This window comes from Methyloversatilis universalis FAM5 (assembly GCF_000214035.2).
Lineage (GTDB): Bacteria > Pseudomonadota > Gammaproteobacteria > Burkholderiales > Rhodocyclaceae > Methyloversatilis > Methyloversatilis universalis.
In genome coordinates this window covers 1-26,865 of record NZ_AFHG01000029.1, presented here as the reverse complement: position 1 = coordinate 26,865, position 26,865 = coordinate 1, and the positions used below count along the sequence as shown (strand labels likewise).

Sequence of the window (26,865 nt, the reverse complement as noted above, 5' to 3'; positions counted from 1 at the left end):
TTCTTCAGGAGCCGCTTCATGCTCTATCCCGAACTGTTCAAATCCCTGGAGTCGGCACGCTGGGACATGGCGAAAGACGTGCCGTGGGACAGTTTCGATGCATCGCTGCTGTCGGACGAACAGGCGATGACCATCAAGATGAACGCCATCACCGAGTGGTCGGCCCTGCCCGCCACCGAAATGTTCCTGCGCGACAACCGCGACGACTCCGACTTTTCCGCCTTCATGTCGATCTGGTTCTACGAGGAGCAGAAGCACTCGCTGGTACTGATCGAATACCTGCGCCGCTTCCGCCCGGACCTGGCGCCGACCGAAGCCGAGCTGCACGAGGTGCGCTTCGAGTTCGACCCCGCCCCGGCGCTGGAAACGCTGATGCTGCATTTCTGCGGCGAAGTGCGTCTGACCCAGTGGTACCGCCGCGCGTCGGAATGGCATACCGAACCGGTGATCAAGCACATCTACGACCTGCTGTCGCGCGACGAGGCGCGTCACGGCGGCGCCTATCTGAAGTACATGAAGCGGGCGATCGACCAGGCCGGTGACACCGCGCGTGCCGCCTTCTCCAAGATCGGCATGCTGATGGCCGCCAGTGGCCGTGCGGGCAAGCCGCTGCATCCGACCAATCTGCACGTGAGCAAGGAACACTTCCCGCGCGACACCGTGCAGTCGCGACTGCCCGATCCGGACTGGCTGGAGCGCTGGCTGGACGAACAGATCCGCTTCGACAAGGACTGCGAGGCCCGCGTGATCGGCGGCATCCTGCGCAATCTCTCTTCGCTGTTCGGCGAAACCTTCAAGACGGTGGGCGACCTCAACCGCTTCCGCAAGCAGTACGCCGGCGCCGCCTGATGCGCGGCGGCGTACCGGCTTTCGAAGCCAAGATCTGCCCGCCGGACCAGCTCGCGGCGCGCCGTGCGGCGCTACCCGGCCCGGTGGTGTTCACCAACGGCTGTTTCGACATCGTGCACCGCGGCCACGTGACCTGCCTCGCGCAGGCACGTGCGCTCGGCGGCTCGCTCATCGTCGCGCTGAACACCGATGCCTCGGTGCGCCGTCAGGGCAAGGGCGACGACCGCCCGGTCAATGCGCTGGAAGATCGCGCCGCGGTGATCGCCGCGCTGGAATCCGTGAGCCTGGTCACCTGGTTCGACGCCGACACGCCGCTCGATCTCATCCTTGCCTGCACGCCGGACGTGCTGGCCAAGGGCGGCGACTGGCCGGTGGAGCGCATCGTCGGCGCCGCGGACGTGCTTGCCCGCGGTGGCCGGGTGGAATCCATCGCCTTCGAGCACGAGCGCTCGACCACCGCCCTGCTCCGCAAGATACGCAGCCTGTGACCGCACCGGCACGGTGCATCGCCCCATAACCCGGCCCGCCGGGCGCGCCGGCCGGGGCTGCGCTTATCATGCAGCCGGATTTCACGCTGCCCGCCTCCTCATGAACCGCCTCTCCATCGCATCGACCGCCCGCGCGCTGTTCGGTCTGCTCGCGCTGTCGGCCACCACCACCTTCGCCGCGCCCGGCGAACACCCGGACATCGACCTGCGGGTGAAAGCCTGTACCGGCTGTCACGGCGCGGAAGGCCGTGCCGCCGCCGACGGCTACTACCCGCGCATCGCCGGCAAGCCGGCCGGCTATCTGTACAACCAGCTGGTGAATTTCCGCGACGGCCGCCGCCAGTACCCGCTGATGAGCGGGCTGCTGCAGACGCTGACCGACGACTACCTGCAGGAAATCGCCCGCCATTTCTCCGCGCTGGACCTGCCCTACCCGCCGCCTGTACGCAGCACGCAGAAGGCATCGGTGCTGGCGCACGGCGAACGGCTGGTGCGCGAAGGCGACCCGGCACGCGACCTTCCGGCCTGCGCCAGCTGCCACGGCAGCGCGCTGACCGGTGTCGCGCCGGCCCTGCCCGGCCTGCTCGGCCTGCCGCACGACTACCTGGCCGCCCAGCTCGCCGGCTGGAAGAGCGGCATCCGGCATGCGCACGCGCCGGACTGCATGGCCGAAGTGGCCCGGAAACTGAACGCGGAAGACATCCAGTCGGTGGCCCACTGGCTGTCGTCGCAGCCAGTCAGCCAGGGCGGCAAGCCCGCCGCCGTACTGGAAAAGCCGCTGCCGATACGCTGCGGCGGCGTGACGGAGGCGGCACGATGAAGCGCCTCACCCTGTCTGCCCTGGTCGTTGCCGCAGTGGCCGCGACCGCCGTCTATGTCGCGCTGAAGCCGGCGCCGGACACCTCACCCGCCTCGCCGCCCGGCGACGCCCCGGGCGACCTGGTCGCGCGCGGCGAATATCTGGCGCGGGCCGGCAACTGCCTGGCCTGCCACACAGCCCCCGGCGGCGCGCCCGGTGCCGGCGGCCGGGCGATGGACACGCCTTTCGGCACGATCTACACCAGCAATCTCACGTCGGACGCAAAAACCGGCCTCGGTCAGTGGTCGGCGGACGATTTCTGGAACGCGCTGCACGACGGTCGCGGCCGCGACGGGCGGCTGCTCTACCCGGCTTTCCCCTACACCAACTACACCCGCGTCACCCGTGCCGACGCCGACGCGCTGTTCGCCTGGCTGCAGACGCTGCCGGCGGTCGAACAGCCGAACCGGGCGCACACGCTGCGCTTTCCCTACGACACCCAGGCGGCGCTGCTCGCATGGCGCACGCTGTATTTCAAGCCGGGCGTGTTCCAGCCGGATGCCGGCAAACCGGCCGAATGGAACCGCGGCGCCTATCTGGTGCAGGGTCTGGGCCACTGCAGCGCCTGCCACGCGCCGCGCAATGCGCTGGGCGCCAGCACCGACCCGGACGCATTGGCTGGCGGCCTGATGCCAGGCCAGAACTGGTACGCGCCGTCGCTCGCCTCGCCGCACGAAGCATCGGTCGCCGACTGGCCGCAGGCCGAGGTGGTGGCACTGCTGCGCGACGGCGTGACGCCGCACGCGACCGCCGCCGGCCCGATGGCCGAAGTGGTGTTCGGCAGTACGCAGTACCTGTCGGACGCCGACCTGAACGCGATGGCGGTGTATCTGAAAGCGCTGCCACAGACCCGGCCGGTGAAGAACGAGGTGGCCGGCGTGCAGGACGAACTGCGGCGCGAACGCGGCGCACAGCTGTATGCCGACCAGTGCGCCGACTGCCATGGCGAGCGCGGCGAAGGCCGGCCCGGCGTCTGGCCGGCACTGGCCGGCAACCGTGCGGTCACGATGGTCCCGCCGGCCAATGCCATCCGCACCGTGCTCGGTGGCGGCTATGCACCGGCCACCCGTGGCAATCCCCGGCCTTACGGCATGCCGCCCTTCGCCGCCGCACTGAGCGACGACGACATCGCGATGGTGGTGTCACACATCCGCGGCAGCTGGGGCAATGGCGCGTCGCCGGTCAGTTCGGTCGACGTTCAGCGACTGCGCGGCAACCTGCGCTGAGCAGTTGAGGCCCGGGCCAGCCGGACGCTGACAGGCAGCAGAAGGGCGGTTGCGCCGCTTTGCGCGTCGCCCTCCTGCATCAGCCTGTCGACCTCTGCGTCGGCAGGCCTTTCTCGCACTCGACACCACCCCGCCCGGGACGGTACTCGCGAGCGGCGCGGCGGCCACCGGAGCGGCCGTCTTCGGCCTGCAGGAGGGCATCGACATCGCTTGAGGACGGCGCCTGCGGAAGGCCGGACATGCCCTCCGCAGCGTATCGCCCGGGCAATTGATGCGCACGACAGCGCCGGGCGCGCAGTCGCGGTCAGTGCGCAGCGCCGCCGCCCCATCACGACGCGGATGTCATCACCCGTCTGCGCCGGCCGTCGCTGTCAATACCTGCGGGAAACCGTCCCGTCGCGAATCGTCACAGCTACGCCTCCCCTCACCCGTGTCGCGCGCGTTCGCCAGCGTACGCGCGCATCCGCCCGCGCACCTCGAAGGAATACGCCCCCTGCGCCCCGTCGCCCGCATGCGGCTGCCGATGTTGCAATGCCGCGGAAATTTCCGACAGTCGACGATCGGCACAGAACGGCGTGCGGCTGCGCCCCAAGCCCCGAAAATCGGGAAAACATCCCTGTTTCCGCGCCGGCCTTCCGGGTCAAATCTGTCGGGCATTCGGCAGGGTGGGTGTAGGAATTTTTCCTACATCCATGCAGGGCGCGACGCGCCGCATGGAGTGTCCCTCACCCGATTGCTCCACCCATTCAATACACGGAGGTCCCATGAAAAAGACTGTCATCGCCGCGTCGCTGGCCCTGATGGCGGCAGCCGGCAGCGCGCAGGCGGGCGATTTCTTCTCGCTGCCCACCAACCTGAGCACGCTCACGCCGGGCAACGGCGGCCTGATCAACGGCGCTACCAATCCCGCAGCGGACCGCCTCCATCTTGACGTCGAGTCAAAGAAATACCTTGACGGATATGACGATGACCGCGAGTGGAGTGACGATCCCGAGCTGAGAGGCTCGGGCAATGTGGTCGCTACCGAGATCATCTACAACGCGGTCAGCGGGGGCATCACCACCGCAACCGGAACGCTGACGCTGCTGGACTGGCGTGTCACCACCGGCGTGCCGCTGCTGCCGGACGAGCCGCAGGCGACCATCTACGACTTCGTCTATCGCGACAGCCGTGACAACGCGCTGGTATTCGGCACCCGCTACCTGAACCTGGTCGATAACAATCAGGAGGTGAATTTCCTCTACCGGTACGGCTTTACCGGCTACTCGACCGCGGCCGCCTGGACCTTCCTGACCGACAGCGATCTTCGTCAGTATCAGGCTGGCGCGACATCGTCGACGTCCTCCTCGAATCTGGGCCTTCCCTATGACCCGGACACCGTGCGCCAGCGCGGCGATTTCAGCGTGTCCGAGGGGAACCCCTGGAGCGGCCTGTTCCTGGTCAAGACCAATGCCACCGCCTACACGCTGGGCAACAAGGCCATCGGTTACTTCCAGGCTGGTGAAGAGGGTCAGTCGCCGGCCGGCGGCTTCATCGGCGGTTTCGTGCCGACCGCACCGGTGCCCGAACCTGAAACCTATGCGCTGATGCTGGCCGGGCTCGGCCTGATCGGCCTGGCCGCACGCCGTCGCGCACAGCGCGGCTGACACCCTTCCGGCGCGCGGGCCCGCCTTCCCCTCCGGCCCGCACACTCAAAACGATCAGAGGAGTCATCACAATGAAAAAAACACTCATCGCCGCCGCACTGGCCGGCCTGTCCTTCGGCAGCGCACACGCGGCCTCGGTCACCCTGACCTTCGAATACATGGCCACCAACCTGCTGGGCAGCTTCGCATCGGCCTCCGGCGGTACCGCAGTGGCGGTCGGTACGCTGACGCTGACCGATCTGTCGGACCTCAACCTGGGCGACGGCAGGACCGGCGTGCGGTCGACGCTGACGCTGAACGGCCTGAACCAGTTCTCGTCCGGCACCGGCTCCATCTTCATTTCGTCCTATGAACTGAACTTCCCCGGCACCAGCACCGCCGGTCCCGGCCTGTCGGAACTGTCGTCGGCCACCGAAGGCGTGAGCTGGCGCTATGTCAGCGGTCTGAACGTGAATACCGCACGTGGCGGCGGCCCGATCGAATTCGCGGAGAACGGTGCAACCAATGGCTGGGGTGCGGTAACCGGCGATCCGGCCTTCGAACAGGAAATCAACTACGTGGCCGGCGCCTTCGTCAACGGCACCACCTCGACGATAGACTTCCTGAATGGCGAGAACGGCTACAACGGCTTCTCGGTCGCGTCCTTCCTGGCCAACCCGGTCAGCAATACCAATGGCGCGCTGCCGGATGCCTACGCCTGGATCCGCATCCGCTCCACCGGCGGCGGCATCGCCACCGGCAACAATGGAAACTGGTGGGAACCGGCGGTGAGCAATGCCGCCGGTGGCCGACTCGACGTGCTGGCGCTGGCGCCGGTGCCGGAACCCGAAACCTACGCCATGATGCTGGCGGGTCTGGGCATGATCGGTCTGTCCGCCCGCCGCCGCATGCGCGGTCAGCGGTAAGACGGGTGCCGGCCTCGCGGCCGGCAGCCAGAACGCAGACGGCCCGGAGCGATCCGGGCCGTCTGCTTTCCAGGGCGCGTTTGGGCTGCGTTGAACGCCTGCTCAGGCCGCCTTCTTCACCTGTTTCTGGTACAGGAATTCCAGCAGCGCCGCGCGGCAGTCGACGAAATCCCTGTCGTGCGCCAGCGCCAGGCGGTCGCGCGGGCGGGCCAGCTTCACGTCGAGGATTTCGCCTATCGTTGCCGCCGGGCCGTTGGTCATCATGACGATGCGGTCGGACAGCAGCACCGCCTCATCGACGTCGTGCGTCACCATCACCACGGTGGCGCCGGTCTTTTCCATCACGCCATTCAGCTCATCCTGCAGGCTGGCCCGGGTCAGCGCGTCGAGCGCGCCGAAGGGCTCGTCCATCAGCAGAATCTTCGGCTCCATCGCGAAGGCGCGGGCGATGCCGACCCGCTGCTTCATGCCGCCGGAAATTTCGTGCGGATACTTCTGCAGTGCGTGGCTCATGTGCACCATGTCGAGCGCGGCCTCGGCGCGCGCCTTCAGCTTGCCGCGGCCTTCCTTCTTACCGAACACGCGCTCGACCGCCAGCAGCACGTTCTCGAAGCAGGTGAGCCAGGGCAGCAGCGAATGGTTCTGGAACACCACTGCGCGCTCCGGCCCCGGGCCGGCGATTTCCCGACCGTCACAGATCAGGCTGCCGGACGTGGGCAGCGTGAGACCGGCGATCAGGTTCAGCAGCGTGGACTTGCCGCAGCCGGAGTGGCCGATCAGGCTGACGAATTCGCCTTCGGCGATGTTCAGGTCGATGTTGCGCAGCGCGACGAACTTGCCCTTCTTGGTGTCGAAGCTCATGCCGGCGCCTTCGACCTTGACGATGGTCTTCCTGCTCATGACGTTCTCCTGTCGGGCCGGAACGGCCGGCCCGGTGTGAATGGGGGATTCAGCTGTTGCCGTACGAGAAGCGGCGGGCGAGCAGCAGCAGCGCCTGTTCGAGCAGCAGGCCGACGATGCCGATGACGAAGATGGCGATGATGATGTGCTCCACCTTCAGGTTGTTCCACTCGTCCCACACCCAGAAGCCGATCCCCACGCCACCGGTCAGCATTTCAGCCGCCACGATGACCAGCCAGGCGGTGCCGATGGACAGGCGGATGCCGGTCAGCATGTAGGGCAGCACCGACGGGAACAGGATCTTGGTGACGATCTTCCACTCATCGAGATCGAGCACGCGGGCCACGTTCATGTAGTCCTGCGGCACACGCTGCACGCCGACCGCGGTGTTGATGATCATCGGCCAGATCGAGCAGATGAAGATGGTCCAGGTCGCCGCCGGGTCCGCCTGCTTGAACACCAGCAGGCCGATCGGCAGCCAGGCCAGCGGGCTGACCGGGCGCAGCAGCGAAATGACCGGATCGAACATCGCGTTCATGAAGGCGAAGCGGCCGATGATGAAACCGAGCGGAATGCCCACCAGTGCAGCGAAACCGAAGCCGATGCCGACCCGCTGCAGCGAGGACAGCACGTTCCAGCCGATGCCCATGTCGTTGGGACCGTTGTTGTAGAAGGGGTCGGCGAACAGCACTTTCGCGGCGTCCCACACCGCGAGCGGGCCAGGAATGCTGCCGCCCTTGGCCGCCAGCAGCGCCCACACCGCGATCAGCAGCGCCATGCCGGCGACCGGCGGGAACACCGCCTTGAACACCGCCAGCAGGATTTCGGACAGCGGCGTGCGCGGCTCGCGCGGCGCGGCCTTCGCGACCGGCGCGGCCGGCTCGTTGGCGGCCGGGGCCGGCACCGCGGACGGGGTGGCATGCATGGACACGACCTTGTCTGATGTGAGGGTTGCTGCGCTCATGGCGTATTCCTTTCAGTACCGGTCGGCGCGGGGCAGGCCCCGCGCCGGGAACATTACGCGGCGTTGATCTTGAAGCTGCCGGCGTACTTCTTCGGGTCCTTGCCGTCCCACACGACGCCGTCGATCAGCTTGTGCGTGCGCATGTCGCTCTTCGGCACGGCGACACCGGCGGCGGCGGCGGCCTGCTTGTAGATGTCGGTGCGGTTGATCGCCTTGGCGACCGCCAGGTAGTCGGGGTCGGTCTTGATCAGGCCCCAGCGCTTGTGCTGGGTCAGGAACCACATGCCGTCCGACAGGTAGGGGTAGTTCACCGCGCCGTCGTTGAAGAATTTCATCGCGTTCCTGTCGTCCCAGCTCTTGCCCAGGCCATTGGAATAGCGGCCCAGCATGCGCTCGAGGATGACGTCCATGTCGGTGTTCACATACGACTTGGAGGCGACGGTTTCCGCGGTCTTGCGACGGTTGGCCAGCGAGGCGTCGATCCAGCGGCCGGCTTCGAGGATGGCCGAGGTCATCGCCCGCGCGGTGTTCGGATACTTGCTGACCCACTCGGCGGTCGTGCCGAGGATCTTTTCCGGGTGGTCGACCCAGATGTCCTGGGTGGTGACCGCGGTGAAGCCGATCTTGTCGATGATGGCGCGGTTGTTCCACGGCTCGCCGACGCAGTAGCCGTCCATATTGCCGACCCGCATGTTGGCTACCATCTGCGGCGGCGGCACGGTGATCACCTTCACGTCCTTCATCGGGTTGATGCCGTTCGCGGCCATCCAGTAGTAAAGCCACATGGCGTGGGTGCCGGTCGGGAAGGTCTGGGCGAAGGTGTATTCGCCCGGCTTGGCGGCGATCAGCTTCTGCAGGCTGGCGCCGTCGGTCACACCCTGATCCTTCAGCTTGTTCGCGAGCGTGATGGCCTGGCCGTTGTTGTTCAGCGTCATCAGGTTGGCCATGTCCTTCTTCGGCCCGCCGATGCCCATATGCACGCCATAGACCAGGCCGTACAGCACGTGCGCCGCGTCCAGTTCGCCATTCACCAGCTTGTCGCGCACCGCCGCCCACGACGCTTCCTTGGACGGAATGATCTTGATGCCGTATTTCTCGTCGAACTTCTCGACTGCGGCCATCACCACGCTGGAACAGTCGGTCAGCGGGATGAAGCCGATGCGCACTTCCTTCTTTTCAGGTGCGTCGGAACCGGCGGCCCAGGCGGCCGAACGCACACCGGGGGGCACCATGCTCATGAGCGAGGCTCCCACGCCGAGCGCGGCGCCCTGCTTGAGAAAGCTGCGGCGGGTTGCACCGGTGTCGATGACGCCGTCTGCCTGCTTCGGATGCTCAGCCATTGTGTTCTCCGTTGGTTCATGATCGATTCCAGAATGAAAAAAGGGTGTGCATCCGCGGCAGAGAAGCCGGTCGGATGGACACCCTTGTCCCTTGAGGAGGCTTCCCGCCTCGCTGGCCGCAACCTCGTTGTCGCGCCTTGACACTCCATTAGCAGGGCCTGTGCCAGCCCCGACGCGGCGAGTCAAAACCCTTGCATTTCAGTCACCTGAGACAGCTTGCGGGCACATGCGGCGCACGTACCCCGTTCCGGTGACGCACTTGTGCGGTGCAAGAAGCGCCCGCCTCCGCACCATGACGACACGGTCACGCGTCGCTGACCTGCCGGCGGGCATGCTCAGGCGCCATGGCGCGCACGCTGCAGCGCACGGCGCCGCAGGCCGCTTAGAAAAGGAAAGGAACAGGACGAGGGGCGTGCGTGGTGCGCGTCGCACGCCGGGGTGCAGCCAGCGCGACCGCGCCTAGCCGAGCAGGCGGGCGGTGGCGATGAAGTCCTCGGACACCGCGGAAATGGTCTTGCCGCGCTCCATCGCAAGCTTGCGCAGCGTGTGGTAGGCGGCGTCCTCGTCGATGCCGCGCAGCTTCATCAGAATGCCCTTGGCGCGGTCGATGGCGATGCGGTCATTCAGCTTCTGCCGCGCCTCGTCGCGCGCCCGGCGCAGTTCCTGGTGTTCCTCGAAGCGCGCCAGCGCCACGTCGATCACCGGCTTGATGCGCTTGGGTTCCAGGCCATCGACCACATAGGCCGACACACCGGCCTTCATCGCGCGGCGTATCGTCTTGCTGTCGGAATCGTTGGCGAACACCACCACCGGGCGCGGCATTTCGCGGTCCATCGCCGCCATGTTCTCAAGCGTGTCGCGCGAGGGCGAGTCGGTCTGGATCAGGATGACATCCGGCTTGATTTCCTCGACCTTCATGTGCAGATCGTAGGCGCTCGACAGCACCGCCGCCACCTGATAACCGGCGCAGGCAAGCCCGGCGCAGATTTCAGCGGCGCGTTTGCGCGATTCGTCGACCACCAGCACATTGAGGACAGCCATATCGGCACGGACAGAGGAAGCCTGGACCCGGGCATGATGCAATCACCGTGCCAATGCGGGCCCGGCTGGCCGCTGCGGCCCCCGGATCGCGCGGATCCGGCGCCGGACGCGCCGTTCACTCGAGATCGATCACCATCAGCGACACGTCGTCGTGCGCCAGAGCACCGTCCAGATGCACGGCCAGCGCGTCACGCACCGAATCGTGGCGCCGCGCGGGCGCCGCGTCGCGCAGCGTCGCCTCCAGGCGCTGGCTGCCGAAGGGCTCGCCCATCCGGTTGTGCGCCTCCAGCAGGCCGTCGGAGCACAGCATCAGCTGGTCACCCGGCGTCCATTCGAAACGCTGCGGCGGCACGTTGGCGGCGTCATCCACATCGATGCCCAGTGGCAGGTTCATCGACCCGAAGCGGGCGTTCACCAGGCCACTGCGGTCCAGCAGCAGCACTTCCGGCGTGCCGCCCACCCACACCTCGCCCTCGTTGCCCTCGATGCGCACGATGGTAGCTGCGACGAAACGCCCCACCGGCAGCGTGGTGCTCAGGTGACGGTTGATTTCGCTGGCCATCAGGCCGAGCGACAGATTCTTCTTGGCCATGCCGAAGAACACCTGCAGCACCGGCAGCACGCTGATCGCAGCCGCCAGGCCGTGACCGGTGGCATCGGCCAGCAGGGCGTAGAGCGCGCCTGACGGCGAATGCGACACCGCGACGATGTCGCCGGAGAACTGCGCGGTCGGCGTGACCGAATAGCGCACCCGGCGGTCGTTGACCGCCTTGCCCTGAACCTGGCGCTCGATCACGTGCCGCGCGAACTCGATCTCCTCCTCCTGCTCGGCGCGGTAGTTGGCCATGCTCGCGTGCATCGTGAGCTGTCGGGCGCAGTTGGCGAGCTTGGCGGTCAGGATGGCGAAATTGATCGGTTTGGTCAGATAGTCGTCCGCCCCCGCCTGCAGGCCGGCGATCATGTCGGTGTCGTCCGAGCGCGCCGACAGCAGCAGGATGGGCAGGAAGGTATCGGCCGCCAGACGGCGCAGCTGCCGGGTGGCTTCCAGGCCGTCCATGCCGGGCATCACCACATCCATCAGCACCACATCCGGCCGGTAGGTACGGTAGGCCTGAACTGCGCCGGCGCCGTCGGACGCCTCGATGCAGCGGTGGCCGAGCCGGCGCACCAGCGTGCTGACTGTGGCCCGGCCGATCAGCGTGTCGTCGACCACCAGCACCGTCATCTGACGGGCAGGCAGTGCGACCGGCGCAGCGTCGGCGCCTGTCTGCGTCAAGACCGGCGTATTCATTTCACCTCCACCGTCGCGGTGACCACATTGCCGCAGCCGCGGTACTCGAGCGAGCGGAAACAGAGCTGGCGGGCCATCGCGATGCCGCGGCCGTTCGGATCGAAGGCACGGCCGGGATCGAAATCAAGGTAGCGCGCGTATTCGAAGCCCGCGCCCTGGTCGCTGACCGTGTAGCGGATGCTGTTCGGCTCACGCTCGATGCGCAGCCGGGCGCGGCGGTCGACGTACTCGGGCAGGGCCAGCCGGCGTTCGACCTCCTCCTGCCAGCGGTCCTCCATGCGCAGGCGGGATTTCTCTGCGTAGCTGATGGCCAGGTTGCCGTGCTCGACCGCGTTGATCATCAGTTCGCTCAGACCCATCACGATGTTTTCCGGCTCCGGCGCGGTCAGCGAGGCCAGCGCGGCGAGCTGGCTGGCCTGCTGGAGGGTGGCGAACTCGAATTCCGCCACCTGCAGCGAACCCATGGCCCGGCGCATGCCGTCGACCTGCAGCTGTATCTCGCGGTTGCGGTGCGCCTCTTCCAGCGCCGACTTGACGATGGCCAGCAGCGCATCCGGTTCGTACGGCTTGGTGAGGTAGTAGCGCGCGCCGGCCGCCAGACCTTCGCGCACCTGGTCCGGCGTGGCCGCCGCAGTCTGCATGATGACCGGCAGGCCGCTCAGGCGCGGCGTACGGCGTACCCGGCGCAACAGTTCCATGCCATCGAGCCGCGGCATCATGCGGTCGAGCACCAGCAGATCGAATTCGCGTCCGGAATCTTCCAGACACGCCCAGGCCTCGACGCCGTCCCTCGCCATGGTCAGTTCGTAGCCATGACCGTCGAGGTATTCGCCGATGATTTCCAGATTGAACGGTTCGTCGTCGACAACCAGTATCCGGGCCGGTGCTGACATGCTCACCATGAACTCGTGCTCCGCAGAGAGAAAGGCGGCAGCCTGAGATGGTTTCGGCTCCCGCACATCGTCCTCACTAACGGCAGCGGATCCGCCGTCTTGAGCGTCCGGAGGTCGGCTCAGTGATCGAAGGCGGCGAGCGCCACCTCGGCCATGACCGCCTGCACCCGGGCGTCCTCGCCGACCGCCACCGCCAGATCGATGCGCAGCGACGGATGGGCGGCGCGCACCGCGTCGATGTGCGCCGGCAGGTCGCGTCGCACATGGCCGCTCTGGGCGATGAACATCGGCAGCACCGCAATCCGGCTCACCCCCTCGGCGGCCAGTCGCGCGCACGCCTGTTCCAGCGTCGGTTCGAGGAACTCGAGAAAGGCCAGTTCGACCCGCGGCGCACCCTCACCGGCCGCCACCCGGGCGGCCACCTCGCGCAGCGGGCGCGCCCATTCCGGATCGCGCGATCCGTGGCCGAACAACACCAGACCGTGACTCACAACGTGTTCTCCTTTGCGCTGCAGCAGAACCGCAAGCACCATCGCATATAAAATCGGGGCCATTCCTTGACGGATGCCCCACCCATGCAGGTAATGATCGTCGAAGACCAGCCCCTCGTGGTCGAAGGTCTGCGCAGCGTACTGGCCGAAGTCGACACCGAACCCGACATTCGCTGCGCGCTGCTCGCCTCGCGTGCGCTCACCCTGCTGCGCACCGGCTGGCGGCCCGACCTGGTGATGCTGGACCTCAACCTGCCGGACGCCGAAGGCACCACGCTGCTGGTACAGCTGCGCAGCGAGTTTCCGGACGTGCCGGTGGTGGTCATTTCAGCCCAGGACGACCGCCAGACCATCACCGAGTCGATCGACCACGGTGCGATGGGCTTCATCTCGAAAAGTTCGACCACCGCGGTACTGGTGAGCGCGCTGCAGCTGGTGCTCAAGGGCGGCATCTATGTACCGCAGCAGGTGCTGGACAACGCGGCCCACCCGCATCCGCCACGCCCGTCGATACAGGATCTGGCCGACATCGGCCTCACGCCGCGCCAGATCCAGGTGCTGCAGCTGATGATCGAGGGCCTGCCGAACAAGCTCATCTGCCGCGAACTGGGCATTTCCGACGGTACCGCGAAAACCCATATCTCGACCATCCTGCGACTGCTCAACGTACGCAACCGCACACAGGCGGTGTTCGCGCTGTCGCAGATGGGCATACGCCTGCCCCGGCGCGCCGGCAAGGGCTGATCAGTCCTCTTCGGCCGCCTCCAGCAGGCTGCCGATCACCGCATCGAGCACGACCGGCCGCACCGGCTTGGCCACCAGCGGAATGCCGTGCGCTTCCAGCTCGATCTCCAGTTCGCGGGTGGCGGCCAGACCGGTCATGATCAGCGCCGGAATGTGGGCGCCGAACTCGCGTCGCAGCGACAGCACCGCGCGCAGCCCGTCGCTGTCCGGGCCCAGCTGATAGTCGCTCAGGATGAAGGCGGGTGCGCCGGTCTGGCGCAGCTGGCGCAGCACGAATTCCGCCGAGGTGCCGGCGATCACGTCCACCCCGACCGAATGCAGCAGCTGCTGCAGCGACTGCAGCAGCGACAGGTCATCATCGATCAGTGCCACCCGCTGCCGGCTCAGCCGGCGCAGACCGGACAGTCCGTCCTCCGGCGGCGCGGAGGAGATCGCCGGCGTACGCGGCACCCAGACGCAGAAGGTGGACCCCCGCCCCGGCCGCGAGCGCGCATGCACCGGATGCGCGAGCAGCGTACAGAGCCGGCGCACGATGGCCAGCCCGAGTCCCATGCCGCGCCCGCCGCTGCCCGGATCGGTGCCCGGCAGACGCACGAATTCGTCGAACACGTCGTCCAGGCGTTCCGGCGGAATGCCCTGCCCGCTGTCGCGCACCTCGATGCGGATGCGGTCGCCCTCGACCCGCCGGGCACCGACGAACACCGTCCCGCGGGCGGTGTAGCGCAGCGCGTTCGACACCAGATTGGCCAGCACACGCTCCAGCAGCAGCGGATCGGAGCGGCACCACAGGCGGGTCGGGCGCAGCACGAACACCAGGCCCTTCTCCGCGGCCTGGGCCTCGAAGGTGTGGCGCAGGCTGTCGAAGACCCGTTCCAGCGGAAATTCGGTCAAGCGTGGCTGGGTGGCACCGGATTCGAGCCGGGCGACGTCGAGCAGCACGTCGCGCATGTTTTCCAGCTTCATCGACGAACGCTCGAGCCGCGCCAGCAGCGCACTGCTTTCGGCGTCGCGCAGCCGCAGCTTGAGCGTGCGGATGTCCAGCCCCATGGCCATCAGCGGCTGGCTCAGGTCGTGCAGCAGGGCATCGACGAACTGGGTCTTGGCGCGACTGGCCTGTTCGGCCACTTCCTTCTGCGTCTGCAGCTGTGCGGTGGCGTCCTGCACCCGGCGTTCCAGTTCCGCCCGGGTGCCGCCCAGCGTCACCGCCATCCGGTTGATGCCGTCCTCCAGCACCTGCAGGATGCCGCGCGCGCCGGTGCGGGCACGCGCCGAAAAATCCCCCTGCTCGATCCGCCGCACGGTGTCGGCCAGCGAACGGACCGGCGCGGTGACGCCGTCGGACAGCACCCGCGCCAGCAGGCCGGCCAGCGCCAGACCACCCAGCGTGATCAGCGCAGCGCTCCACATCAGTTCGCGCTGCGCCTGCCGGCTGCCGGCGCGCGACACCTGCACCACCACCACGCCGAGCCGGCTCACGCCGGGCAGTGCCACACTGCCGTCATCGAACAGCGGATCCGGCCTCGCCTGTTCGCTGAACACCGGCGCGGCGAACAGGTGATGGGTGTCGCTGCTTTCCAGCAGCACCGGCGCCCCGAGACCGGCAAAGGATTCCGGCGCGGGCAGATGCACCTTGCCGACGCGGACCAGGGACTGCCCGTCCCGGTCGAACAGCACCAGACCATCGACGTCGCGTTCGCGCAGCGCGGCCTCGGCCAGCGAATTCAGGATGTCGGAATTGCCCGCGAACAGGCCGTACTCGGACGCCGGCGCGAGGCTGGCGGTCAGCAGCAGCGCGCGATCGACCAGCGCGCGGTCGATGTCGGCGATGCGGGTGGAGGTGAAGTGAACGGCCAGGGCCAGCGCGATCAGCACCGACGGCAACACCGCCGCCAGCAGCACGCGACTGCGGAATCCGAGTCGATTGAACCCGAACCGACCCTGCACTCCGCCCCCTTCCGGTAGACCGCCTGTTTATCCGGCGATCATGATAAGGGATAGTCGGATGCGCTTCAGAACCAGCTGGAACGCAGCGTGAGCAGGGTCTGGCGGGCGACCTGGTTGAACGGCACCCGTCGCGACTGGTCGTCGTTGAAGGTTTCGTAGCCCGGTCCGATGTCGGTCACCGACAGGGCCGCTTCCCACACCATGTTGCCGCTGCGGAATTTCTTCGCCACCCGGGCGTCCAGCGTCTGGTAGCTGTCGACCGGCTTGCTGCCGTTCAGGAAGTTGGCGGAATTGACGCCATAGAGCGTGGCCGACACCGACCAGTCCTGCGGCAGCTGTTCCATCCAGGTCAGCGACCAGGTGGACGACGGCGCGGTCTGGGCGTAGCAGGTCTGGCCCGGATCGCAGACCGGATTGGCGCTGATGCGCGGCAGTGCGTGCGACCACCAGATTTCGCGCCCTTCGCCACGCCAGCGGTACTGGTACTCGAAACCGCTGATCGTCGCCCCCGGCCCTTCGAAGTAGGTGCGGCCCGCATTGCGGAACGCCGGATCGACGAAGCGCGTTTCGGTGATCAGGTGATCGAAGCGCTCATGGAAATACCGCACCTCCAGCGACGAGGCGCCGAAGCGGCCGACATAGCCGATTTCGGCCGAATCCAGCTGTTCCGGATCGAGATCCGGCTGTCCGACATAGGTGCGCTGCACCCGCCCCTGGTAGCGGGCGGGCAGGAAGGGGATCAACTCGCGATAGATGAAGCGTGAATCGCCATAGGCCTCGATCAGCGAGGGCTGACGGAAGGCGCGCGTCACGCCCGCCTTCAGCGCGTGATCCGGCGTCAGGTGCAGTGTGGCGAACAGGCGCGGCGAAGACTGGTGACCATAGCCCTCGAAACGCTCGATCATGTTGCCGGCGTTCAGCGTGAGCAGGCTGTTCGGCCGCCACTCGACGTTGGCCGACACCCGCAGCAGCTTCTGCGACTCGCTGCCGGTGTAATAGAACATGCGGGCGGACTGCAGCCTGTCCTCGCGATGCTCCGCTCCCCAAGCCACCCGCCAGCCTTCGGCCGGCGAGAACTGGTGCTGGAAATCGAAATTCTCGCGGGTGGCGGTGCGGTTGTAGTCAATCGGCAGGCGCAGCGGGCCGAGCACGCCAAACCACTCTTCCTGGCCCTTGTCCTGGTTCTGGTAGTAGCCGACCGACCATTCGTTGTCCGCCGAAATGCTGCGCCGGAAGCGCAGATGCACGAACCAGTTGTCGGTGCGTACATCGCGGAAACCGTTGCTGTTGTCGCGGTTGCCGGCCACGCCCAGCGGATAGCCGACCCCGCGCGAGCCGGAACTCTGACCGGCCATCAGACTGATTTCGTCCGAAGCGTTCAGCGTCAGGTCGGCGCGCAGCGTGGAGGCATTCAGCCGCGCATCGTCGTAGCGATGCTCGAACCCTTCGTCGCCCAGGGTGCGGGCATTGATCGCGATGCTGAGCGGCCCGAAGCTGCGACGCAGACGGGCGGACGCATCGGCCACGTCACGGCTGCCTCGGGTGACCGAGGCGATGGCCGACGGACCGTCGAGCGCGCTGCGGGTGACGATGTTGACCACACCGGCCACCGCATTCGAGCCATAGGTGGCGGCGTTGGAGCCACGGACCACCTCGATCCGCTCGATTTCGTCCATCGTCAGCGGCAGCGCGTCCCAGTCGACATAGCCGTACAGATAGGGCGAATAGACCGAACGGCCGTCGATCAGCACCTGCATGCGGTTCGGGTTGAGGGTGCCGAGGCCGTGGTAGAACAGCGCCGGCGAATGGCCGGTGTCGCTCATCATGTTCATGCCCGGCACCAGACGCAGCAGCTGCGGCAGGCGCCGGTAGCCCAGGCGTTCGATGTCCTCGCGCGTGAACAGCGTGACCGCGCCCGGCGCGTCGTCGATGCGCTGCGGCATGCGGGTCATGGACAGCACCACCGGCAGCGTATCGTCGAGGAAGGGGCTTTCCGGCTCGTCGCTGGCCTGTACTGCAGGCGTTGCCGTCAGCGCGAACATCAGGGCGGAAAGCAGACGGCGGGGCGGGATGCGGTGTTTCGGTGTTGCAGGCATGTGCAGCGTCGGCCAAAGGTCGTCGGGGCGCGACCGCACGGGCCGGACCGGGATGCCGGGATTATCCCGGTAAATCGCGCTTACAAAAAGGGGCCGTTCTGCATGGCGGCAGGGCCGGATCAGCCCACGACCAGCAGATGCACCCGGAATGGCCCGTGAGCACCCAGTACGATGACCTGTTCGATGTCGGCGGTGCGCGACGGGCCGGACACGAAATTCACCGCACGCGGCCAGCCCTGCCCGCCTTCGGCGCCCCCAGCGTTCCCCCACTCGCTGCGCGCATCCGCCCACGCCGCTTCCATGTCGGCCACGATGCGGGCCACCGGCACGATCGCGATATGGGTTTCCGGTAGCAGGCTGTTGACCGGCGGCATGTCGACGCCGGAGCGCAGCATCAGCGTGCCGGTTTCGGCGATGGCACGGAAACAGCCGGTCACGCCAACCCGGTCGTCGCCGTCGGCGGCGCCGACGCGCATCCGCAGCCCGGCGCCCGCCCAGTCGAGATGGGCAAAGGGCGGCGCCACCACCAGATCGAGCGGCAGCGACTGCGCGGCCAGCCAGCGCGCGCAGAAGGCCGGCACCTCGGATTCGGCCGGACAGCGTTCCACGGTCGACAGCATGGCCCGCGCGCGCTCGATGAAACGCTCGACCAGGGCATCAGAGGGCGCGCGCGGTCCGCACTGACGCGCGGCGAGTACCGCTTCTACCCGGGCCTGCGCCTCGGCGCGGGTGGCGTCGGTACGGCCGAGCTGGCGGCGCAGCCGCCCGAGAATGTCGTCGCGCGTGCCGCTCACCGCGCACCTCCCTGCCGTTTCGCGGCCTGCCGCGCGGCATGCAGCTCACGGAAGGTCTGCGCGGCGGGCGCCGGAAAATCGCGCTGCGCGGTCCATCCGGGTGCCAGCCCCATCACCTGGATGCGGTCCCGCCCGCCGGCCAGCCAGCGCAGGTAGCGAACACCGACGCGGCTGGCCAGCGCATACAGCTTTGGCCGACCGGCCACCCAGGCCCAGGCGCGCAGCGCCAGCCGCTCCGACCACGGCCGCAGTCCGCATTCGACCTGCTTCTCCCGCAGCCTGCGCATCAGTTCAGGCAGCGGTATCGAGACCGGACAGACCACGCCGCACTGATTGCACAGCGTGGCCGCGTGCGGCAGATCCTTCGCCTTCTCCAGCCCCTGGTACAGCGGCGTGAGGACCGACCCCATCGGCCCCGGATACACCCAGCCATAGGCGTGACCGCCCACCGTCTGATACACCGGGCAGTGATTCATGCAGGCGCCGCAGCGTATGCAGCGCAGCATGTCCTCGAATTCGCTGCCGAGCAGATCAGCGCGACCGCCATCGACCAGCACGAAATACATGTGCTCCGGCCCATCCGGATCGCCGGCGTGCTTCGGCCCGGTCAGCATGGACACGTAATTGGTGAGCGCCTGCCCGGTGGCCGAACGCGGCAGGATGCGCAGCAGGGTCGACAGGTCTTCCAGCGTCGGAATCACCTTCTCGATGCCGGTCAGCGCCACGTGAACCCGCGGCAGCGTGGTGCACAGCCGCCCATTGCCCTCGTTGGTGACGATGGCCACCGAACCGGTTTCCGCGATCAGGAAATTGCCGCCGGACAGGCCCATGTCCGCACCGAGGAATTCCGGTCGCAGCACCGCGCGCGCTTCGTGGGTCAGCGCCTCGATATCGGTCTTGGGCGGCGTGCCGTGCACCCGCGCGAACAGTTCGGACACCTGCTCCTTCGACTTGTGAATCACCGGCATGATGATGTGCGACGGTGGCTCGTTATCGTTGATCTGCAGGATGTACTCGCCGAGATCGGTTTCCACCGGCCGCACGCCGGCCGCTTCCAGCGCGGCATTGAGCCCGGCCTCTTCCGACACCATGGACTTGGACTTCACCACGGTGCGCACGCCGTGGCGCTTCGCGATATCCGCGATCAGTTCGCAGGCGTGCTCGCCGTCGCGCGCCCACAGCACGGTGGCGCCGCGCTCGGTCGCTTTCGCCTCGAAGCGCTCCAGCCAGACGTCGAGATCGCGCAGCACGCTGCGGCGTATTTCGGTGGCGCGCTGGCGCACCGCGTCGAAATCGGGAAAGGCGGCCACCGCCGCCGCGCGCGAGGCGGCATTACGGCCCCGGGTGCGCTTCAGGTTGCGCTGCAGCTCGTCGTCGTCCAGGCGCTGACGCACCCGCTCGACGAAATGCATGGAGCGGATTTCCATGTCAGCCGCCCTCGCCAGCCGGCCCGGCCAGCAGCTCGGCGATGTGGATCACCTCGGTCAGTTCGTCGCCGCTGCGCCGCAGCCGGCCTTCGATATTCATCATGCAGCCGAGATCGCCCAGCGCCACTGCATAGGCGCCGGAGCCGCGTATGGATTCGCACTTGCGCTGCACGATGGCACCGGAAATGTCCGGGTACTTGACCGAGAACAGACCACCGAAGCCGCAGCATTCCTCGCAGTCGCGCATCTCGACCCGGCGCACGCCGGGCAGGCTGTCCATCAGCGCCCGCGGCTGCGCCTTCACGCCCAGTTCGCGCAGGCCGGAACAGCAGTCGTGATAGGTGACCGAGCCGCTGAAGGTGCCGGGCACCGTGCTTACGCCGGCCACGTCCACCAGAAACTGGGTCAGTTCGAACGTCTTCTCGGCCAGCGCCTCGGCCCGCGCACGCCACGCCGGATCATCGGCGAACAGCTCGGCGTAATGCACCTTCACCGTGCCGGCACAGGAACCGGACGGCGCGACCACATGAGGGAAGGATTCGAATTCGGCGATCAGCTTGCGCGCCAGCGCGCGCGCCGCCGCGCGGTCACCGGCGTTGTAACCGGGCTGACCGCAGCAGGTCTGGGTGTCCGGCACGACCACGGTGTAGCCGGCGGATTCCAGCAGCCGGATCGCGGCGAACGCGATCGACGGCCGCATCAGATCGACCAGGCAGGTGACGAAAAGTCCGACTTCTCCCCGACTGCCCGGCGCGACCCCGGACACGATGTCAGCCCTGACGCGGGCCGTGCTGGGCCAGCTGCTCGACCCAGCGGCGGATGCGGTTGGCGTCGCCGATGCGGGTGAGCTTGCCCCAAGAATCCAGCAGCACGATGACCACCGGCTTCTGGTTCATCCACGCCTGCATCACCAGGCACTTGCCGGCCTCGTTGGTGAAACCGGTCTTCTGCAGGCCGATCTCCCATTCCGGGCTGGACACCAGCGCGTTGGTGTTGTTGAAACGCATCATGCGGCCATTCACCGCGAAGAAGCCGTCACGCGTGGTCGAGAACTCGCGGATCAGCGGATAGCGCGCGGACGCGGCCACCATCTTGGCCAGATCGCGGGCCGACGACACGTTGTGCGGGTTCAGGCCGGTGCTGTCGAAGAAGCGGGTATCGACCAGACCCAGGTCCTGCGCCTTGCGGTTCATCGCCGCGATGAAGGCCGGGCGGCCACCCGGGTAATGACGCGACAGCGCCGAGGCGGCGCGGTTTTCCGACGACATGAGCGCCAGGTGCAGCATTTCCTCGCGGGTGAGGCGGGTGCCGACCGACAGGCGCGAACGGGTGCCCTTCAGCTGATCGACGTCCTCGTCGCTCACGTCCAGCACTTCGTCCAGCGCCGGCTTGCTGTCCAGCGACACCATCGCGGTCATCAGCTTGGTGATCGAGGCGATCGGCACCACGGCATCGGAATTGCGCTCGAACAGCACTTCACCCGAGCTCTGGTCCTGCACCAGCACGGCGGTGGATTTGACGTTCGGCAGGCCGAGCGCATCGATGTCGCTGACCGAGATTTCACGCGGGGCGGCGGCTGCGGCGACGGACTTGCGGGAGGTTTTCTTGAGACTGGCCTGCTGGACGCGGGCCGGGGAGGTGTTCTTCCTGGCGACCTTGGCGGTTTTCTTGCCGGCCTTGGTCTGGGAGGCGGTGGTCTTGGCAGTGGCGGCTTCGACCGTCGGGGCGACGGTGAGGCCGAGCGCCAGCGCTGTGCAGCTGACCATCAGGACCTTCAGAAACATGCGTTTGACCCCTGCTGGCGTATAGATCGAGGTCGGAGTTTACCTTCAGAGATCAATTTATCAAACGAAAATAAGAGCCTGGAAAGCATTCTTAGTACGGTTTCACGATCGTGACGCAGTCATCGGCGGCTCGCCACTCACCCCGAGAAAGGCACGTACGTCGTCCGCGCGCGCCAGCGTGTCGCGGTAACCGAGGTCGATCAGCGCCCGGGTGAAAGGCTTTTCGAACAGCAGGTAGCTGGCCAGTCCGCCGCCTGCGCGCCGGGTACCGCCTATGCCGCCAAGCAGCGTGCGTACGCCGATCGGCAGCGCATCGACATGGCGGGCGGCAATGTCGTCCAGCCTTTCGGACGGCGCGATGACCAGGGTTTCGATCGGCCGCAGCGGCAGACCCATCTGTGCCATCACCTCGGGCGGCACCCGGCCCAGAATGTCGTTCACCCGCTGCAGCTGTTCGATGTCGATCATGAGCTGGTCGAGAAAGATGCTGGCCAGCGCGTGGCCGGCCACCTGGGCCAGCGACGGGTAGCCGTCGCCGCGCCGGCGGCTGTCGTGTTCGCTCATGCGGCCGACGCCGACGATGAAGATGCGCTCGGCGCCCAGATGTACCGCCGGACTCATCGGCGCGAGCTGACGCATCGAGCCGTCGCCGAAATATTCGCGGTTGAGCTTCACCGCCGGAAAGATGAAGGGCAGCGCGCTGCTGGCGAGCAGATGCTCCACCTTGAGCGGCGTGCGGGTGGAGGCGCGCTGCATGCGCTTCCACGGCTCCATGCCGTCGCCACCTTCGAAGAAGGCCACGCTGTCACCCGAGGTATAGCCGGAGGCGGTGACCGACAGCGCGTACAGCGCGCCGCGCCGGATGGCGCGGTCTATGCGCGAAAAATCAAGCTTGTCTGACAGCAGTTCGCGCAGCGGCGTGTTGTCCAGCAGCGACTTCGGGTAACGCTCGACCGCCCAGCCGAACATCAGCGCCATCAGCCAGCGGGCACCGGTCTTGCCGATGCCCAGCGGGTCGGCGCGATACACCTGGCCGGCTTCGAAGTTGCGCCAGATGTGCAGCAGATTGTCGACCGCGTCGCCGAAGTCCTCGCTGTACACGCCCAACGCAGCCGCGTTGATGGCGCCGGCCGAGGTGCCGCACAGGATGGGAAAGGGATTGACCCGCGGGTCAGGCAGCAGCTCGCGCACCGCGGCCAGCACGCCGACCTGATAGGCGGCGCGCGCGCCGCCGCCCGACAACACCAGCGCTGTCCTGCCTCGCTGCACGTCGCGCCCTCCCCTGTGCGGGCAGCCCGAAGGCTGCCCGGGCGCGCACTGCGGTGACCGGGGTCAGCGCGAGTGGCTGGCCTCGACCACGGTCAGTGCGGTCATGTTCACGATGCGTCTCACCGTCGCCGTCGGCGTCAGGATGTGCACCGGCTGTTTCGCGCCGAGCAGGATGGGGCCGATGGTCATGCCCTCGCCCGCGGCGGTTTTCAGCAGATTGTAGGAAATGTTGGCCGCGTCCAGCGTCGGGAAGATGAGCAGGTTGGCTTCGTCCTTCAGACGCGAGTTCGGGAAGATGCGATTGCGGATGTCGGTATCCAGCGCCGCGTCACCGTGCATTTCGCCTTCCACCTCGAGGTCCGGATGGTCTGCATGCAGCATGCCCAGCGCGCGACGCATCTTCTCGGCGGTCACCGTGTTCTCGGAGCCGAAGTTGGAGTGCGACAGCAGCGCGATCTTCGGCTGTATGCCGAAACGGCGTGCCTCTTCCGCGGCGAGCACCGTCATTTCGACGACCTGTTCCGCGGTCGGATCGTAATTGACATAGGTGTCGCACAGCATGACGGTGCGGCCGGGCAGGTTCAGCAGATTCATCGCGTAGAAGTTGCTGAGGCCTTCCTTCAGACCGAGCACGTTGCGCACGAAATGCAGATGGCGCGCGAAGTTGCCGAAGGTGCCGCAGATCAGGCCGTCGGCGTAACCGAGGCGCACCAGCAGCGCACCGATCAGCGTGGTGCGGCGACGCGCTTCCATCTTCGCGTAGTCGACCGAAATGCCCTTGCGCTCGGTCAGTGCGTGGTAGGTGGTCCACAGCTCCTTGTAGCGCGGATCGTTTTCCGGCGTCACCAGTTCGAAATCGATGTCCTGGCGCAGACGCAGGCCCAGCTTCTCGATGCGGCCCAGCACCACGTCGCGGCGGCCAACCAGGATCGGGCGCGCCAGACCTTCATCGACCACGTTGCGCACCGCGCTCAGCACGCGCTCATCCTCGCCTTCGGCGTAGATGATGCGCTTCGGATTGCGCTTGGCTTCGGCGAACACCGGCTTCATCACCAGGCCGGAAATCCAGACCAGGTTGTTCAGCTGCTGGTGATAGGCCTCGAAGTCCTCGATCGGACGCGTGGCCACGCCCGAATCCATCGCCGCCCTGGCCACCGCAGGGGCGATCTTGGTGATCAGGCGCGGATCGAAGGGCTTGGGAATCAGGTATTCCGGACCGAAGGACATCGGCTGTTCGCCATAGGCAGCACGCACGATTTCGCTCTGTTCGACCTGGGCCAGTTCGGCGATGGCGCGCACCGCGGCCAGCTTCATCTCTTCGGTGATGGTGGTGGCACCGACGTCCAGCGCACCCCGGAAAATGAAGGGGAAGCACAGCACGTTGTTGACCTGGTTCGGATAGTCCGAACGGCCGGTCGCGATCACTGCGTCATCGCGCACCGCCTTCACCTCGTCCGGCATGATTTCCGGATTCGGGTTGGCCAGCGCCAGGATGAGCGGGCGCGGCGCCATCTGCTTCACCATGTCCTGCTTCAGCACCCCCCCGGCCGACAGGCCGAGGAACACGTCGGCATCGGCGATCACCTCGGCCAGCTTGCGGGCGTCGGTCACCTTGGCGTAGCGCGCCTTGAGCGGATCCATTTCCTCGACCCGGCCCTGGTAGACCACACCCTTGATGTCGGTCACCCAGATGTTCTCGATCGGCATGCCGAGCAGCACCAGCAGATCCAGACAGGCGAGTGCTGCGGCACCGGCGCCGGAGGTGACCAGCTTCACCTGCTTGATGTCCTTGCCGACCGCCTTCAGGCCGTTGAGCACCGCGGCACCGACCACGATGGCGGTGCCATGCTGGTCGTCGTGGAAGACCGGAATCTTCATCCGCTCGCGCAGCTTGCGCTCGATGTAGAAACACTCGGGCGCCTTGATGTCTTCAAGGTTGATGCCGCCGAAAGTAGGCTCCATCGCCGCGATGATGTCGACAAGCTTGTCCGGGTCGCGCTCGTCGAGTTCGATGTCGAACACGTCGATGTTCGCGAACTTCTTGAACAGCACGCCCTTGCCTTCCATGACCGGCTTGGCGGCCAGCGGTCCGATCGGACCGAGACCGAGTACCGCGGTGCCGTTGGTGACGACACCGATCAGGTTGCCGCGGGCGGTCATCTGACTGACCTGGAGCGGATCGGCCACGATTTCCTCGCACGCGGCGGCGACGCCGGGCGAGTAGGCCAGAGACAGGTCCTGCTGGTTGGTCAGGGCCTTGGTGGGAACGACGGAAATCTTGCCCGGGGTGGGCTTGCGGTGGTAATCGAGTGCAGCGTTGCGAAAGTGCTCGTCCATATGAACAGCAACTCCTCCGGTCGAGTGGCATCGCCCTGCACCCGATGCCGCGCCTGATGGGCGAAGCATGATGCAGTGCGAAAACCGGAGATTTTAGCCGTTTGGCGCGTCGAACGGGCTGTGGTTAACCGTCTGACGCGCAGGTCCTCGATCCGGCGGGGTGCCGGAGGACGTTCAGAACGCGACGGACGCGGTCTGGGTGCGCGGTCCGAACACCGCGGCGAGGCGACGGTATTCGGTCATCACCTTGTTGGAATAGATCTGGTCCGGATCCTCGATCGATCCGACATAGCGCTGCAGGCCGCCCTCGACCGAGCCGGTCGCGCGGATGTATTCGCGCAGCACCTGCGCGCCGACGAATATGCTGGTGGTCGGGTCCAGCAGCGTCGCTTCGGGGCCGAACTGGGCAAGCTTTTCCGGATGGTATTTCGGGATGACCTGGGTCAGACCCTGCGCGCCCCATGCGCTCTCGGCGGTGGGATTGAAGGCGGACTCGACCGAAATCAGCGCCACCATCAGCAGCGGATCGATCTTGTAACGGCTGGCTGCCGCATAGATGTCGGTCACGTACTGCTCGACGGCGACCTTGGCCACGCGGTGACGGCGTGACACATGATCGGCGACGTTCTTCTGCAGCGAGCTCAGCGTCGTGGCCGCCGAAACCGACACCGGCTGAACTTCATCGGCACCTTCGTTGGCCGGCGCACTGACCGCACCCAGCAGCGAGAACTCCGGCAGCGAAGGCAGCATGCGGGGCGTCAGACCCGCTTCCGCCACACGCATGACCACGAAGGCGCTGACCATGAGGCCGACAGCGAGCAGACCGCCGTGCGCAAAATGCAGCACGACGGCCGCGGCGCCCTTCAGGACGGACAGGAACTTGTTCATTCAGCACTCCTTTCGCGCGCTCCATCGCGCCGCATGAGCGACGTGAGGTTACGCCTGAGGAACCCGTGCTACGGGTTGTTGCCGTGCCTCGCAACCGGGGCGAGACATACGGAAAAAGCTTGAATCGCGGTGTTCGCAGATCGCCGCGTGGCGACTGGAACGGATTGAACATCTGGACGACGCTGTGTCATCCGGATCATGCGAGGACTGCAGGTGGCGACGCATTCAGCAGCGTCCGCCAGAGGGGCGATCAAGCAACGACGCGCGCATCTTCCTGATTTGCAAGGAACAGGTCAAGTGAAGCTTCGTAACAGGGTGTCGTCATGCGCTCGCGAAAAAAGAAACGGGCGTAAAAAAAGCGGCATGGGGACAACGTGCCCCATGCCGCTTTCGATGACGCGGATTACGTGATCAGGACGGACGCGAGCCGGTCGGGAACGGCCATGCGGCGGCCGGATTCAGCGACGACTTGATGCCCGGCGTGGCTGCGGTCGACGGCGTGGCAGCAGCCGGTGCGGCCGGCGCTTCGGCGGCCTTGGAAGCGGCGGGTGCAGCGGGCTCCGCAGCCTTTGCGACCGCCTTGGTCGCGGCGGGTGCGGCGACCTTCTTGGCAGCGGCCTTGGCCGGCGCAGCCTTCTTTGCGGCGGGCTTCGCGGCAGCCTTCGCCGGTGCGGCCTTGGCCGGTGCAG

Annotated in this window: 23 protein-coding genes and 1 pseudogene; 7 read left to right on the top strand and 17 right to left on the bottom strand. The window is 66.9% G+C overall.

Annotated elements, in window-relative coordinates; translation table 11 throughout:
• Positions 1-18 precede the first annotated feature (18 nt).
• The 6 genes from METUNV1_RS01400 (at position 19) to METUNV1_RS01375 (ending at position 5,973) form a co-directional block, all read left to right on the top strand.
• Positions 19-849, top strand: coding sequence for a ferritin family protein (locus METUNV1_RS01400; protein ID WP_008058102.1), 831 nt, complete (start codon positions 19-21; stop codon positions 847-849).
• Positions 849-1,337: an adenylyltransferase/cytidyltransferase family protein gene (locus METUNV1_RS01395; protein WP_008058099.1), complete on the top strand. Its 489-nt coding sequence runs from the start codon at positions 849-851 to the stop codon at positions 1,335-1,337. Before METUNV1_RS01400 ends, METUNV1_RS01395 begins: the two co-directional genes overlap by 1 nt.
• A 100-nt stretch (positions 1,338-1,437) precedes the next feature.
• Complete coding sequence (locus METUNV1_RS01390) at positions 1,438-2,157, top strand: c-type cytochrome (protein ID WP_008058097.1); 720 nt, start codon at positions 1,438-1,440, stop codon at positions 2,155-2,157.
• The gene (locus METUNV1_RS01385) at positions 2,154-3,422 is read left to right on the top strand and encodes a c-type cytochrome (RefSeq protein ID WP_008058095.1); all 1,269 of its coding nucleotides are present in this window, start codon (positions 2,154-2,156) and stop codon (positions 3,420-3,422) included. The genes METUNV1_RS01390 and METUNV1_RS01385 overlap by 4 nt, the downstream gene beginning before the upstream one ends.
• A gap of 764 nt (positions 3,423-4,186) precedes the next feature.
• Positions 4,187-5,068: an FxDxF family PEP-CTERM protein gene (locus tag METUNV1_RS01380; RefSeq protein WP_008058091.1), complete on the top strand. Its 882-nt coding sequence runs from the start codon at positions 4,187-4,189 to the stop codon at positions 5,066-5,068.
• Between the two features lie 71 nt (positions 5,069-5,139).
• Positions 5,140-5,973, top strand: a complete 834-nt coding sequence (locus tag METUNV1_RS01375; RefSeq protein ID WP_008058088.1) for a PEPxxWA-CTERM sorting domain-containing protein — start codon at positions 5,140-5,142, stop codon at positions 5,971-5,973.
• A 102-nt stretch (positions 5,974-6,075) separates the two neighbouring features.
• Here the strand turns inward: METUNV1_RS01375 and METUNV1_RS01370 are convergent, their stop codons facing one another.
• The 7 genes from METUNV1_RS01370 to METUNV1_RS01340 all read right to left on the bottom strand — a co-directional run bounded on the left by METUNV1_RS01370 (position 6,076) and on the right by METUNV1_RS01340 (position 12,893).
• On the bottom strand, positions 6,076-6,873 hold the full coding sequence (locus METUNV1_RS01370) for an ABC transporter ATP-binding protein (protein WP_008058087.1): 798 nt from the start codon (positions 6,871-6,873) through the stop codon (positions 6,076-6,078).
• A 49-nt stretch (positions 6,874-6,922) separates the two neighbouring features.
• Positions 6,923-7,837: a nitrate ABC transporter permease gene (gene ntrB / locus METUNV1_RS01365; RefSeq protein WP_008058086.1), complete on the bottom strand. Its 915-nt coding sequence runs from the start codon at positions 7,835-7,837 to the stop codon at positions 6,923-6,925.
• A gap of 53 nt (positions 7,838-7,890) precedes the next feature.
• Positions 7,891-9,177, bottom strand: coding sequence for a CmpA/NrtA family ABC transporter substrate-binding protein (locus tag METUNV1_RS01360; protein WP_008058085.1), 1,287 nt, complete (start codon positions 9,175-9,177; stop codon positions 7,891-7,893).
• A gap of 459 nt (positions 9,178-9,636) precedes the next feature.
• A complete protein-coding gene (locus METUNV1_RS01355) occupies positions 9,637-10,218 on the bottom strand; it encodes an ANTAR domain-containing response regulator (RefSeq protein ID WP_008058084.1) in 582 nt (193 codons plus the stop codon).
• A gap of 115 nt (positions 10,219-10,333) precedes the next feature.
• The gene (locus METUNV1_RS01350) at positions 10,334-11,509 is read right to left on the bottom strand and encodes a PP2C family protein-serine/threonine phosphatase (protein ID WP_008058083.1); all 1,176 of its coding nucleotides are present in this window, start codon (positions 11,507-11,509) and stop codon (positions 10,334-10,336) included.
• Positions 11,506-12,411, bottom strand: coding sequence for a response regulator (locus METUNV1_RS01345; protein WP_008058082.1), 906 nt, complete (start codon positions 12,409-12,411; stop codon positions 11,506-11,508). The genes METUNV1_RS01350 and METUNV1_RS01345 overlap by 4 nt, the downstream gene beginning before the upstream one ends.
• A 110-nt stretch (positions 12,412-12,521) precedes the next feature.
• Positions 12,522-12,893 carry a sirohydrochlorin chelatase gene (locus tag METUNV1_RS01340; RefSeq protein ID WP_008058079.1) on the bottom strand — a complete coding sequence of 124 codons (372 nt, stop codon included), beginning with the start codon at positions 12,891-12,893 and terminating at the stop codon, positions 12,522-12,524.
• 84 nt (positions 12,894-12,977) lie between these two features.
• Here METUNV1_RS01340 and METUNV1_RS01335 point away from each other — a divergent pair, with 84 nt between their 5' ends.
• On the top strand, positions 12,978-13,637 hold the full coding sequence (locus METUNV1_RS01335; RefSeq protein ID WP_008058076.1) for a response regulator: 660 nt from the start codon (positions 12,978-12,980) through the stop codon (positions 13,635-13,637).
• On the opposite strand, the gene METUNV1_RS01330 is transcribed toward METUNV1_RS01335, so the two are convergent.
• From METUNV1_RS01330 to METUNV1_RS01285, 10 genes and pseudogenes are all read right to left on the bottom strand, one after another.
• Positions 13,638-15,536 (bottom strand): hybrid sensor histidine kinase/response regulator, encoded by a 1,899-nt coding sequence (locus tag METUNV1_RS01330; protein WP_008058073.1) that lies wholly within the window; start codon positions 15,534-15,536, stop codon positions 13,638-13,640.
• A gap of 110 nt (positions 15,537-15,646) precedes the next feature.
• On the bottom strand, positions 15,647-17,623 hold the full coding sequence (locus METUNV1_RS01325) for a TonB-dependent receptor plug domain-containing protein (RefSeq protein ID WP_008058065.1): 1,977 nt from the start codon (positions 17,621-17,623) through the stop codon (positions 15,647-15,649).
• 173 nt (positions 17,624-17,796) lie between these two features.
• On the bottom strand, positions 17,797-18,471 hold the full coding sequence (locus tag METUNV1_RS01320) for a LutC/YkgG family protein (RefSeq protein WP_008058064.1): 675 nt from the start codon (positions 18,469-18,471) through the stop codon (positions 17,797-17,799).
• Positions 18,468-19,898 carry a LutB/LldF family L-lactate oxidation iron-sulfur protein gene (locus tag METUNV1_RS01315; protein ID WP_008058062.1) on the bottom strand — a complete coding sequence of 477 codons (1,431 nt, stop codon included), beginning with the start codon at positions 19,896-19,898 and terminating at the stop codon, positions 18,468-18,470. Before METUNV1_RS01315 ends, METUNV1_RS01320 begins: the two co-directional genes overlap by 4 nt.
• 1 nt (position 19,899) lies before the next feature.
• Positions 19,900-20,664 (bottom strand): (Fe-S)-binding protein, encoded by a 765-nt coding sequence (locus METUNV1_RS01310; RefSeq protein ID WP_008058060.1) that lies wholly within the window; start codon positions 20,662-20,664, stop codon positions 19,900-19,902.
• 4 nt (positions 20,665-20,668) lie between these two features.
• The gene (pbpG, locus tag METUNV1_RS01305) at positions 20,669-21,682 is read right to left on the bottom strand and encodes a D-alanyl-D-alanine endopeptidase (RefSeq protein WP_008058058.1); all 1,014 of its coding nucleotides are present in this window, start codon (positions 21,680-21,682) and stop codon (positions 20,669-20,671) included.
• Positions 21,683-21,784: 102 nt separating this feature from the next.
• Positions 21,785-22,924: a patatin-like phospholipase family protein gene (locus METUNV1_RS01300; protein WP_008058057.1), complete on the bottom strand. Its 1,140-nt coding sequence runs from the start codon at positions 22,922-22,924 to the stop codon at positions 21,785-21,787.
• Positions 22,925-23,014: 90 nt separating this feature from the next.
• Positions 23,015-25,288: an NADP-dependent malic enzyme gene (locus METUNV1_RS01295; RefSeq protein ID WP_008058055.1), complete on the bottom strand. Its 2,274-nt coding sequence runs from the start codon at positions 25,286-25,288 to the stop codon at positions 23,015-23,017.
• A 174-nt stretch (positions 25,289-25,462) separates the two neighbouring features.
• Positions 25,463-26,176: a transglycosylase SLT domain-containing protein gene (locus tag METUNV1_RS01290; protein ID WP_008058054.1), complete on the bottom strand. Its 714-nt coding sequence runs from the start codon at positions 26,174-26,176 to the stop codon at positions 25,463-25,465.
• 411 nt (positions 26,177-26,587) lie between these two features.
• A pseudogene (locus tag METUNV1_RS01285) lies at positions 26,588-26,865 on the bottom strand (hypothetical protein); the annotation flags it as partial.